The organism is Candidatus Streptomyces philanthi, assembly GCF_059553635.1.
The window spans coordinates 1-12,002 of sequence record NZ_JCANQV010000182.1 but is presented as its reverse complement, the minus strand read 5'-3'; the positions used below and the strand labels follow the sequence as shown (position 1 = coordinate 12,002).

At 72.4% G+C, this 12,002-nt stretch carries 9 protein-coding genes and 2 pseudogenes; 2 read left to right on the top strand and 9 right to left on the bottom strand.

Features of this window, described 5'->3' with window-relative positions; genetic code table 11:
• From AC51EU_RS20235 to AC51EU_RS20195, 9 genes and pseudogenes are all read right to left on the bottom strand, one after another.
• Positions 1–1,161 (bottom strand): glycosyltransferase family 4 protein (locus tag AC51EU_RS20235; RefSeq protein ID WP_496268418.1); only part of this gene is annotated, 1,161 nt, incomplete at its 3' end.
• Entirely contained in the window at positions 1,158–2,357 is a 1,200-nt protein-coding gene (locus AC51EU_RS20230; RefSeq protein ID WP_496268417.1) for a DegT/DnrJ/EryC1/StrS family aminotransferase, read from the bottom strand. The genes AC51EU_RS20230 and AC51EU_RS20235, both read right to left, overlap by 4 nt.
• A gap of 443 nt (positions 2,358–2,800) precedes the next feature.
• A pseudogene (locus tag AC51EU_RS20225) lies at positions 2,801–4,462 on the bottom strand (glycosyl hydrolase); the annotation flags it as partial.
• Between the two features lie 1,159 nt (positions 4,463–5,621).
• Positions 5,622–6,044: an SRPBCC family protein gene (locus AC51EU_RS20220; protein WP_496268416.1), complete on the bottom strand. Its 423-nt coding sequence runs from the start codon at positions 6,042–6,044 to the stop codon at positions 5,622–5,624.
• Positions 6,045–6,092: 48 nt separating this feature from the next.
• Positions 6,093–7,106 carry an aldo/keto reductase gene (locus AC51EU_RS20215; RefSeq protein WP_496268415.1) on the bottom strand — a complete coding sequence of 338 codons (1,014 nt, stop codon included), beginning with the start codon at positions 7,104–7,106 and terminating at the stop codon, positions 6,093–6,095.
• 231 nt (positions 7,107–7,337) lie between these two features.
• The gene (locus tag AC51EU_RS20210; protein ID WP_496268414.1) at positions 7,338–8,132 is read right to left on the bottom strand and encodes an SDR family NAD(P)-dependent oxidoreductase; all 795 of its coding nucleotides are present in this window, start codon (positions 8,130–8,132) and stop codon (positions 7,338–7,340) included.
• A gap of 96 nt (positions 8,133–8,228) precedes the next feature.
• The gene (locus AC51EU_RS20205) at positions 8,229–9,053 is read right to left on the bottom strand and encodes an aldo/keto reductase (RefSeq protein ID WP_496268413.1); all 825 of its coding nucleotides are present in this window, start codon (positions 9,051–9,053) and stop codon (positions 8,229–8,231) included.
• A gap of 95 nt (positions 9,054–9,148) precedes the next feature.
• A complete protein-coding gene (locus AC51EU_RS20200) occupies positions 9,149–9,565 on the bottom strand; it encodes a GlcG/HbpS family heme-binding protein (protein WP_496268412.1) in 417 nt (138 codons plus the stop codon).
• A gap of 57 nt (positions 9,566–9,622) precedes the next feature.
• A complete protein-coding gene (locus AC51EU_RS20195) occupies positions 9,623–10,837 on the bottom strand; it encodes an MFS transporter (RefSeq protein WP_496268411.1) in 1,215 nt (404 codons plus the stop codon).
• 189 nt (positions 10,838–11,026) lie between these two features.
• On the opposite strand from AC51EU_RS20195, the gene AC51EU_RS20190 reads away from it, so the two are divergent.
• Positions 11,027–11,494: a MarR family winged helix-turn-helix transcriptional regulator gene (locus AC51EU_RS20190; RefSeq protein WP_496268410.1), complete on the top strand. Its 468-nt coding sequence runs from the start codon at positions 11,027–11,029 to the stop codon at positions 11,492–11,494.
• Positions 11,495–11,695: 201 nt separating this feature from the next.
• Positions 11,696–12,002: pseudogene (locus AC51EU_RS20185) on the top strand (hypothetical protein); the annotation flags it as partial.

Here is a 12,002-nt window from a genome sequence, read left to right as displayed (position 1 = left end):
CGCCTCGTAGGCGCGTTCGTGCCCGGCGGCGACCGCCGCCGACGAGAAGCGCCGCAGCGCTTCGGTGTGCGCCGTCGTCACGAGGTCCTCCAGGTCCGAGGTGATGACGCGCTCCATGTACCGGGCCAGCGCGTCCACGTCGCGGGGCGGGTAGAGGAAGCCGGTGCGCTCGTGTTCGACGACCTCGTCGTGGCCCTCGACGTCCGAGGTGATCACGGGGCGCCGGCCGACCATGCCCTCGACGAGGGCGATGCCGAACCCTTCGTGGGAGGAGGGCAGGACGACCGCGTCGGTGGCGGAGTACAGCGCCGGCATGTCGCGCCAGCCGAGCCCCTCCTCCCAGATCACCCGGTCCCCGACGCCGAGTTCGTCCGCCAGGGCCCGCAGCTTCTCGGCGTAGGCGTCGTGGGTGCGGGCGGTCGGGGCGGTCACGACCAGCCGGGTCCCGGGGTGCCGTACGGTCACTTGCGCGAGCGCGGACACGGCGTCCTCGATGCGCTTGCGGGGGATGGGCCGCGCGGGTACCAGGAAGGCCGTGTCGTCGTCGGCGACGCCGTGGCGGGTGCGCCAGCGGGTGCGGGCGGCGGTGTCGTCGTGGCGGAAGCGGTCGAGGTCGGTGCCGAACTCCACGACGTGGATGTCCCCGTCGTCGAATCCGGCGTCGAGTGCCCAGCGCCGGTACGCCTGGGAGCCGCAGACCATCACATCGGCGCGGAGGTTGTCGGTGAGGCCGCGCTGCAGGGCCCGCTCCAGCGGATAGTCGCCCCAGAGGTCGAAGACCCGCTGCCCCGGCATATGGGTCTCGAACAGGGTGACGGCGAGCCGGGCGCGGACCGCCGGCCGGAGCCAGCTGGTGAGGAGTGCCGGTACGTAGTTGAAGACATGGACGATGTCGGCGTCGCTGGTGGTGAACAGGGCGTGCAGGCGCGCCACCGCTTCCTTGGCGTCCAGACGCCGGCAGGCGTCCATCAGCCCGGTGAGTTCGACGACGCGGACGGCCCCCTCCCGGTAGAGGCGGCGCTCCGGGCCGTCGGGAACGGTCTCGGTGGCCACGGTCACCTCGTGGCCCCGGGCCGCCAGCCCCTCGGCCAGCTGGTGCAGATGGGTCTCGCCGCCGCCGACGATGGGGGGATACTTCTCCGCCACGAGCAGGATCTTCATGACAGCGCCTCCAGGGCTCCGCGCAGCGCGGTGACGGCTGCGGCACGGTCGGTGCGGGGCGGGCAACCCAGCAGCAGCGCCCGCTCGGCCAGCTTCGGCGTACGGGTGTACGGCTCGTGGACGACGGTGGTCACGCCGTCGAAGCAGGGCTGATGCGGCTGGGACGCGCCGAGGAAGCCCCGCGGGTCGATGCCGTGCTCGGTGAGCACACGGACGGCGTGCGCGATCGGCAGGCCCTCCGGCAGCAGGATGGGCACCGCGAAGGGGGAGGCCCCCGGAGAGACGGGGTCGCCCAGCACGGTCCAGCCGAACTCCCGCAGCACGGCCGCCACGTCACGGGCGAGTTCCCGCCGCTGCTCGGCGAGTTCCGCGTGACGTGTCAGCTGGACGCGCCCGAACGCGGCCTGGAAGTCGGGGATCTTGGCGTTGTACCCGATCCGCAGATGGATGTACCGCTCCTCCGGTGCCAGTGACCGGTCGTCCACCGGGTACGCGAAGCGCCCGAGCCGGTAGTCCAGGTCCCGTCCGAAGGCCCGCAGGCTGCGCAGGACGGAGTCGACCTCCTGGGAGTGGCTCGCCGCCACGCCGCCCTCCCCCATGGTGAGGTGGTGGCCGGCGTAGAAACTGAACGTCGCCACATCGGCGGCGGACCCCACGGCGGTGGCCCCGTCGGCGGCGCCCAGCGATTCGCAGCAGTCCTCGATGACGAAGACGCCGTGGCGGCGCTTGAGGGCGGCGAGGCGCTCCATCGGCAGTGCCTGGCCGAGGGTGTGCGGCAGCAGGACACCGCGCGCTCCGTGTTCGGTGACGGCCCGTTCGACCAGGTCGAGATCGACGTTGACGTGCCCGTCGGCCACATCGGCGAAGACGGGGACCATGCCGAGCTGGACGACGGGGGTGACCGCGCTGACGAACGTCGCGCCGGACACCACGACCCGGTCGCCGCGCCGGACCCGGCCGAGTTCGAGCATGGCCGCGCAGGCCAGGAGATTCGCGGTGGTGCCGGACGTGACCGCGAGTGCGTGGGCGAAGCCGAACGTTTCCGCGAACTCGGCCTCGAATTCCTTGGTGACCGCGCCGGTGGCCAGGTCACCGGAACGGAGAGCCGCCACGACGGCCTCGACCTCGCGGTCGTCATAGGCTGGGCGGCCGAACGGGAGGAGCGCGCCGCCCCCGCCTGCCGGAACGATTTCCATAGCGTGCTTCACACGGGCCCCGATCTCTCTTTTCCGAGATTTTCACGAACGCGCAGAAAGACGATGTGCGGGTCGGAAGGCCATTGCCGGCCCGGGAAAGAAAGCGCCGTTCACCGACGGTTCGTCGGCTTTTCGTAGCGTGTACCGCAGCCGGACTCCGCGCACGCTAGCAGAGCGCCCGAAGGCCCGCGCAAGAGGCCGTGATCCAGGAGGCCGAAGAATGGCGCACGTGGCGCATAAGAACCCTTTCCCGCCCGTCCCCTCGTTCGGCTCCCACACGGGCAACCGGGCGCCCGGCGCATAAAGCCCCGGCCCCTTTCCTTCCGCGATCCGGCCCACCGCGCCGTGAATCCGGCGCGGGAGGGCGGCGAGGCGCGAGCGACCCGCGCGAAGCCCCGGGCTCCCCCGCCCGGGGCTTTTCCGTGCCGGCCGGTGCGTGGCCGTCAGTTGGTGTTGATCTTGAATGTGGAGGTGGTGTTGCGGATGTCCTCGGCGTTGTCCCGCAGGGTCAGTCCGTGGAAAGTGGCCGTGCCGACGGCCGGGCCGGGGTTCTCATTGGCCCAGATGCCGAAGCCGGACTTCGCGTCGAACTCGTCGCCGCTTCTCCTCGCCCCGGAGACGGTGACGTCCGTCAGTTCCGTGTCCTCGATCGGGTTCCGGGGCTGCTGTCCGGTGTAGTCGGTCTGGAACATGATGCCGTGGTAGGTCGGGTCGGTGATCTCGGCGTCGTTCACGCGGATCGCGCGGAAGGGCTTCGACGACGACTGGAACCAGATGCCGGGGAAGGTCTGGTTGCCCCAGAAGTGGCCGCCGGCGCGCTCCACTCCGAGGGTGTCGAACGTGGTCGGTCCCGGGCCGAAACCGTTCATCGGATATCCGAAGTCGAGCGAGGAAATGGTCACCCCCGAGTAGGCGAGTGTGTCCGTGACGCGGATGTTGCGGAAGGTGTTGAGCTGACCTCCGTAGACGGCCAGGCCCGCGGCCCGCCAGGGGAGCTTCGCGGTGAGGTTCTCGTAGACGTTGTTCCTCTGGTCGCCGCCGCCCGCGTCGAGCGCGGCGAACAGCGCGAAGGAGTCGTCGCCGGTGGCCCGGGCCTCGTTGTTGGTCACCAGGTTGTCCGCGGAGCCGTTGGTCATGTTGATGCCGTCGGCGAAGGTGTTGCGGATGCGGTTGTCCTTGAGGGTCATCCGGTCGGTGTGGGTGCCCCAGTAGAGGCAGAGCATGTGCTCGGCCCAGATGTTCTCGATGGTGATGCCGGAGACGTTCCGGAGGTCGAAGACCTTGCCGGGGCCGTCGACGCGTGAGGTGTAGTTGCCGAAGTACGCGAAGCCGGAGAACACCGAGCCGTTGGCGCCGTTGTCCGCGCGGATGCCGATGTCGGTGTTCTCCTGCCCGGCGGGCGCGTGGAAGCGGGTGAACCACGGCCCGGCGCCGATCACCTTGACCGGCTTGAGGTAGACCTGGAACTTGCCGTCCGTCTCGTAGTCGCCGGGTGGCAGATAGACGCCCTGGATCTTCCCGGTGGTGTCCATCCGTGCCTTGTCCAGCGCGTTCTGTACGTCCTGGTGACCGAATCCGGTCGGTTCCACGAACGCCGCGGGGTCCGGGTTCGGCACCGCGGAGACCTTCTCGAAGTCGGCGAAGTCGATCGCGTACGAGGAGGAGTTGTCCGCGTCCTTCTGGAGCCGGACCGTGCTGCCCGCCGGCACGGTCCGGCCGAGGTCGAGATGCGCCTCGTCGTAGAGGTGACGGGGCGGGCCCGCGCCCGGATCGTTGACCGGGGCTTCCTCGGGGCCGTACAGCCAGGCGTACTTGGACGTGAGGTCGAGCGGCTTCGTCCTCCCGCCGTTCACATAGACGTTCAGTGTCGCGTCCGTTCCCCCGCCGCCCGGAGCGTCCGGGATCGAGAAGCGGGCGACCAGGGTGTTGGTCTCCACCGGGGTGGTGAACTCCACGTACTGGCCGGTCTCCTTGAGCGTCACGGCCCGGCGGCCCGACGCCTCGCCCGCGAGGTCGCCGATCTTCCGGTTGGGCCCGACCACCTGGGCGCCGCCGCCGAGGACGGCGGACTCGGCCTCGACGGTGGTGTACGGCATGGTCGCGCCGGTCGCCGCCGCTCCGGCCCGCAGGGGTGAGGGCCGGGGCCCGGTCGGCGAGGGAGTGAACGCGGCGCGTGTGGAGCCCCGGCCGGCCGGGACGACGCGGGTGACCGTACGGCTGTCCGGGGACTGGTTGCCCGACGCGTCCCGGGCCCGCACCAGGTAGGTCCTCTTCCGGCTCGCGCCGCCGGGCGCCGTGGTGTCCTTCCAGTGGGTCGCCGTCGCGGGCAGCACGGTGCGCAGCCGGCCGTCGGCGTAGACGTCGTACCCGGACGCGCCGGGGGTGCGCTCCCAGCGCAGCGTCGCACCGTCCGACCGGATGCCGCGCGGTGCCTTCGGTGGCGTGCTGGTGCCCGTTGCCGCGCCGTACACCGCGAGTCCGCCGACCCGGCGTGCGCCGACGACGCGGACCTGACGCAGCGGTGTGCCGCCCAGGCGCACGGTGACCTTGCCCTTGCGGACCCGCGCGTCGGACAGTTCCACGAAGTCGCGGCCGTTGACGGAGCCCTGGAGCTGGACGCGCCGGGCCTCTCCGGGCAGCGTGAACTCCACCCGGTCCAGACGGCGGGTCGCCCCGAGGTCGGCCCGCACCCAGCGGGAGGCGCTGCCCTTCGCGTACGGGTCCGGGGTGCCGTCGGTCGTACGGACCGGGAGCGGGGCGGAGTTCCCGGCCTTCGCCCCGTGGTCCGGCGCGGCGGTGGCCGAGGCCGTCGGCCAGCCGCTCAGCAGCAGACCGCAACCGAGGGCGGCGGCGAGCAGGGACCGCCGGCCCCTTCCGTGTCGTGTGGTGCCCATGCCATTCCCTTCCGTGGGAGAGAGGGCGGCGGCCCGGCCCGGAACGGCGGGCCCCGCGACCCGGCCGCCGCGTCCTGCTCACAGGCCGCCCCCTGGCATCAAAGGACCTCCTGCGAGCGGGAGTTCAACCTACCGGGAGCGCCGGACCCCTGGCCCGGGACCGACCGCGCGGGAGCGGTCCGGTTCGGGGAGGGGCGTCATGACGGTCCCGCGTCCGCCTCCTGGTCACGTGGGTGGAGCGGGCGCTCGTGCTCCGGGGCCGGGAGCGCTCCCGCCGTGGCGGAGAGCCGTCCGCCCGGCCGTGTACGGGCGAACGGCGGGCATCCCGGCCGGTCGGGCGGCCGGCCGGGATTCCGTCACGGGGCGCCGTTCACCGTGCGGCGATCGCCGCGGCCACCGCGTCGAGGCCGTCCCGGTAGATGCCGGTGAAGAGGGCCTCGGCCTCCTCGTCGCTCACGCCGTCGGGGACGAAGCGTCCGCTCCACTGGACCTCGGCGGCCTCCGGCCTGCCGGGCAGTTCGTGGACGCGGAGGGTGGAGAGGTAGCCGGTGACCGGGAAGGGCGCCCGCAGGATGGCGTAGCTGTAGGAGCGCGCCCGCAGGTCGTACGCCGCCATCTGTTCGACGATCACCTCGCCGTCGGCGTTGGTCAGCCGGCGGGCGCGGCCGCCCTGTTCGGGGACGCTCCGCGGGATGTAGGGAAGCCAGTCGGGCAGGGAGTGGAAGCCGCCGATCAGGTTCCAGACCTCTTCGGGGGATGCCTGGACGACGCGGCTCACGGAAGTGGAGGCCATGGTGGGGTCCTTCGTGCGGGGAGTGCGGTCGTGCGGGTGCCGGGCCGGTCAGGCGCCGGCGGGGAGCGGGGCGGCCGGGTCGAGCAGACCGGTCTCCCGCAGGTCGTGCCAGAAGGCGGCGGGGATCTCCTCGCGCAGGGCGCCGAGGTCCTCGGCGATGCGGGAGGGGCGGGTGGCTCCGGGGATCACCGCGGCGGCGGCCGGGTGGGCGAGGGAGAACCGGAGCGCGGCGGCCTTGACGGACACGCCGTGCCGCTCGGCCAGCTCCCGGATGCGCCGGACGGTCTCCAGGATGTGGGCCGGGGCCTTCTGGTACTCGAAGTGGGCGCCGCCGACCAGGACGCCGGAGCTGTAGGGGCCGCCGACGACCATGTCGACGCCCTGCTCCTGCGCCGCGGGCAGCAGCCGCTGGAGCGCGTGGCGGTGGTCCAGCAGGGTGTAGCGGCCGGCCAGCAGGAAGCCGTCGGGGCGCGGCTCGTCGAGGGCGAGGGTGAGTTCGACGGGCTCGACGCGGTTGACGCCCAGGCCCCATGCCTTGATCACGCCCTGGTCGCGCAGGTCGTCCAGGACCCGGAAGGCGCCGGTGCGGGCGGTCTCGAACCGGGCGAGCCAGCGGTCGCCGTGGAAGTCCTGGGCGATGTCGTGCACCCAGACGATGTCCAGCCGGTCGGTGTCCAGCCGCTTGAGGCTGTCCTCGATGGAGCGCTTGGTGGCGTCGGCGCTGTAGTCGTCGGTCATCCGGTTGGGGCGGCCGTGCTCGAACAGGCCGCCCTTCTCGCCCAGGTCGCGGGCGGTGGGGTCCTCCACCTCGTCGTGGACGACCCGGCCGACCTTGGTGGACAGGACGAAGGAGTCCCGAGGGTGCTGCGACAGCATCTCGCCGAGGCGTATCTCGGCCAGGCCCGCGCCGTAGAACGGGGCGGTGTCGTAGTAGCGGATGCCCTGGTCCCAGGCGGCCCGCAGGGTGGCCTGCGCCTCGTCCTCGGGGATGGCGCGGAACATGTTGCCCATGGGGGCGGTACCGAAGCCCAGCGGACCGGGCAACAGGTGGGTGAGGCTCATCGGGAGCTCCCTCGTCGTGCGTGGTGGACAGCCGCTCGGCGCCTCCCCCGTACGTCCTTCGCGGCCTTACTTGCGTACGACGATACTTGCATACGCGGCATAATGCAAGCGCGCATTAAACGCGTGCGGATTTGAACCCTGGAGATGTGCGCGCCCGCCGGAAACGACCTGTGGCCGGGCCGTCCCCGGAGCGGAACGGCCCGGCCACAGGGCCGGGAGCGGGCGGCGGGCTCAGGGCAGGATGGAGTCCACGTAGCCGCCGTCGACGCGTACGGCGCCGCCCGTGGTGGCGGAGGCGTACGGCGAGGCGAGGTAGACGACCAGGTGGGCGATCTCCTCCGGCTCGATGAGGCGCCGGAGCAGCGACTGCGGGCGGTGCTCGGCCATGAACGCGCGCTGCGCCTCGTCCCAGGGCAGTTCGTCGCCGACGAGCTCGCGGACGAAGCTCTCGACGCCTCCGGTGTGAGTCGGTCCGGCGATGACGGAGTTGACGGTGACGCCGGTGCCCGCCGCCTCCTTGGCGAACCCGCGGCCGACGGCGAGCAGCGCGGTCTTCGTCATCCCGTAGTGGATCATTTCGACGGGGACGACCACGGCCGAGTCGCTGGCGAGGTTGAGGACGCGCCCCCATCCGCGTTCCTTCATGCCGGGCAGGTAGGCGCGGATGAGCCGGACCGCGGAGAGGACGTTGACCTCGAAGTAGCGGCGCCACTCGGCGTCGCCGATCTCCAGCGGAGCTGCGGAGCCGAAGATGCCGAGATTGTTGACGAGGATGTCGGCCGCGGGCACGGCCTCCAGTACGGCGGCGGCGCCCTGCTCCGTCGCCAGGTCGCCCACGGCTCCGGTGACGTCGTCGTTGCCGGAGTCCGCGCGTACGGTACGGACGGCGGCCGCGACGCGTTCCTCACCGCGGCCGTTGACGACGACGCGGGCCCCCGCGCGGGCGAGTCCGGTGGCGATGGCGAGGCCGATGCCCTGGGTGGAGCCGGTGACCAGGGCGGTGCGGCCGGAGAGATCGATCTGCATGGCGGGTTTCCCCTCGTCGAGGCTGTGGCTGCTGCGGCGGTGTCCGGCGCCCCGGAGCGCCCGTCCGCGGCGGACGGGCGCTCCGGGGCGTGGGGGTCAGTTGAGGGTGTCGGGGTCCGGGCCGGTGCGCAGGCCCCGGTCGAGGCCCGCGAGGGCGGCCATCTCGGCGTCGGTGAGCCCGAAGCCGAAGACGTCGAGGTTCTGCCGGATGCGGTCGGGGGTGACGGACTTGGGGATGACGATGTTGCCGGTCTGGAGGTGCCAGCGCAGCACGACCTGCGCGGGGGTCACGCCATGGGCCCCGGCGATTCCCACGATCGCCTCGTCACCGAGGACCGCGCCCTGGGCCAGCGGGCTCCATGCCTCGGTGGCGATGCCGTGCTCGGCGTGGAAGGCGCGCAGCGCGGTCTGCTGGAGGCCGGGGTGCAGCTCCACCTGGTTGACGGCCGGGACGATGCCGGTGTTCTCCAGGAGCCGCCGCAGGTGGGGGACCTGGAAGTTCGAGACGCCGATGGCGCGGGCACGGCCGTCGGCGAGGATCTTCTCCAGCGCCTTGTAGGTCTCCACGTAGAGGTCGCGGGCCGGGGTGGGCCAGTGGACGAGATAGAGGTCGACGTGGTCGAGGCCGAGCCTGTCCAGGGAGGCGTCGAACGCGGCCAGGGTCTTGTCGTAGCCCTGGTCCTCGTTCCACAGCTTGGTGGTGACGAACAGTTCGTCGCGGCGGAGGCCGGAGGCGGCGAGGGCCTTGCCGACGCCGCGTTCGTTGCCGTAGACCGCGGCGGTGTCGATGCTGCGGTAGCCGGCCTCCAGGGCGGAGGCGACCGCGGCGGCGGTCTGCCCGTCGGGGACCTGGAAGACGCCGAAGCCCAGCTGGGGCATGGTCACACCGTTGTTCAGCGTCACATTCGGCACGGAGGTCATCAGGGGTTCCTTTCTTCGGTACTGCGGGTCTTCGGTACTGCGGGGGAGGGCGGACGGGGGCGGGGACGGCCCGCCCGGTCCGCCGAGGGGGTGGGTCACAGGGCCCGGAGGGCGGTCCGGGCGAAGGCGTCGTCCTGCTCGGGGGCGCCGCCGCCGAGGCCGAGGGCGCCGACGAGCCGCCCGTCGCGGTGGACCGGCACGCCGCCGGCGATGAACAGCAGGGGCCTGTCCAGCGCGGTGGGCAGGGAGTGGAACGGGCCGTCCGGCTTGACCAGGTCGGCCAGGTCGGCGGTCGGCGCGTTCAGCTGGAGGGCGGTGTACGCCTTGGCCGTGCTGGTCTCGCCGGAGATCAGCACGGCGCGCTCGTCGCGGCGGAAGGCCAGCAGGTTCCCGCCGGCGTCGAGGACGGTGACGCTGACGGGGACGCCGGCGGCGTCGGCGGCGCGGCGTGCGGCGAGCACGAGGGCGTCCGCGTCGGCGGCGGTCAGCGGGGTCACGGTGGTGGTGCTCATGGGGTTCTTCCTTGTCTCGGCGGGGGACCCGGGGCCGGTGCGGCGCGGGTGCGGGGGTCAGGAGCGGGCCGCGGCGGGCGCGGCGTCGGAGGACGCGACGGGGACGGCGTGCGCGGCCGGAGTACGGGGGCTCCGCAGCTCGACGCGGTGCGAGACGACGGCCAGCACCAGCGCGGCGGCGGCCAGGACGGCCCCGACGGCGTTGGGCGCGGTGTAGCCGAGGCCGGCGGAGATCACCGTGCCGCCGAGCCAGGCGGCCAGGGCGTTGCCCAGGTTGAAGGCGCCGATGTTGGCGGCGGAGGCCAGCGTCGGCGCGCCGTGGGCGTGGTCCAGGACGCGCTTCTGGAGCGGCGGGACGGTGGCGAAGCCGAGCGCGCCGATGAGGAAGACGGCCACGGTGAAAGCGGCCTTGCCGGAGGCCAGGAAGGTGAACAGCAGCAGGACCAGCGCCAGGCCGGCCAGGGCCGTGCGGAGCATCGGCATGAGGCTGCGGTCCGCGTAGCGGCCGCCGATGAGGTTGCCGGCCACCATGCCCAGCCCGAAGACCACCATCAGCCAGGTGACGGAGGACTGTGCGAAGCCGCCGGCCTCCGTCGCCATCGGGGCGATGTAGGTGATCGCGGCGAACACGCCGCCGAAGCCGAGGACCGTCATGGCCATGGCCAGGATGACCTGGGCGTTCCTGAAGGCGGAGACCTCGTGCCGCAGCCGCACCCCTTCCGGCTTGGGCACGTCGGGCACGAGCTTGGCGACACCGGCCAGGCCGAGGACGCCGAGGGCGGCGACGATCAGGAAGGTGACGCGCCAGCCCGCGCTCTGGCCCACAAAGGTGCCCAGGGGAACGCCGACGACATTGGCCACGGTCAGGCCGGTGAACATCATGGAGATGGCGCCGGCCTTCTTCTCCGGTGCCACCAGTTCGGCGGCGACGACGGAGCCGATGCCGAAGAACGCGCCGTGGGCGAGCGAGGCCACCACCCGGCCGATCAGCATCACGGCGAAGACCGGGGCGGCGGCGGAGACGACGTTGCCGAGGATGAACAGCCCCATGAGCAGCATGAGCATGTTCTTGCGGGAGATCTTGGTGCCGAGGACGGTCATGATCGGTGCGCCGATCATGACGCCGAGGGCGTAGCCGGTGACCAGGAAGCCGGCCGTCGGTACGGACACCCCGAGATCCGCTCCGACCTGGGGCAGCAGCCCCATGATCACGAATTCCGTGGTGCCGATTCCGAAGGCCCCCATGGCCAGGGCCAGCAGTGCGAGCGGCATGACGAGGGTCCTTTGCCGTACAGGAGGAGGGAAGATGCGCAAGCCTCTTAGGGGCACGAGCGCCTTACTTGCGTCGACAATAGTTGCACACGAGCGCTAATGGCAAACGCGGGTATAGTGAGGTACGTGATACGGCGGCAGTCCCCTGCCGGCGCCTCCGCCCGCACACCCCGACCGAGGGAGCTGTCCATGACCGCCACCGACCCGGCGATGACCGCACTGGCACACAGCTGGTCGGCGCTCTCGCTGCTGCACGGACGCATCGAGAGCAAGGTCGAACGCGCCCTCCAGGCCGCGCACCGGCTCAGCGCGCGCGAGTACTCGCTGCTGGACGTCCTGAGCCGTCAGCACGACGGCGAGGGCGGCCACCTCCAGATGCGGCAGGTCGCCGACTCCGTCGTCCTCAGCCAGAGCGCCACCACCCGGCTGGTGACCCGCCTGGAGGACCGCGGGCTGCTCTCGCGCTTCCTCTGCCCCACCGACCGCCGGGGCATCTACACCGACGTCACCGAGGACGGCCTGCGCCTGCTGGAGGCGGCCCGCCCCACCCACAACACCGCCCTGCGCGAGGCCCTCGACCAGGCGGCCGCCGAACCCGAACTCGCCCCCCTGGTCCAGGCCGTCCAGCAGCTGCAACGCGGCAGCCGGCCGGCCTGACCCGCCGTCGCGCGCCACCGGCGCGCCGACTGCGCGAAGCCCCGCGGCCCGGCCCCCGGCACGTCGGCGATGCCGTCAACACGCCTTCAGGGAAGAGGATTTCCGGCCGTCGCCGACACCCCGGACGGGTGAGACGTCCCGGTGTCCGATTGCCGCCCGTCCTCCCCCTGGCCGTCGGACGGCTCCGCTACGATCCCCCGCATGGTCACCGTCCGGCCCGCCACCGGCACACGGCGCTCCCGTTCCCGCCGAGCGGGACCGCGGCATGCGTGGTGGCTGGCCGTGCTGCTCCTGGGGCTGCTGTGCGCCCACGGGCCGAGCCCCCGGTCGGCGGAGGGCCATTTCTCCTCCCTCGCGGTCGTCACGTCCGTTCACGGCCCCGGTCAGTACCCCGCGTCCGCGCACAGCGCGCCGGACGGCGATCCCTGCCGGGGGCATGACCGCCACGGTCACGACTGCGGGCACGCGGCCCACGACTGCCTGGCGGACCAGCCCCGGCAGGGCGTGC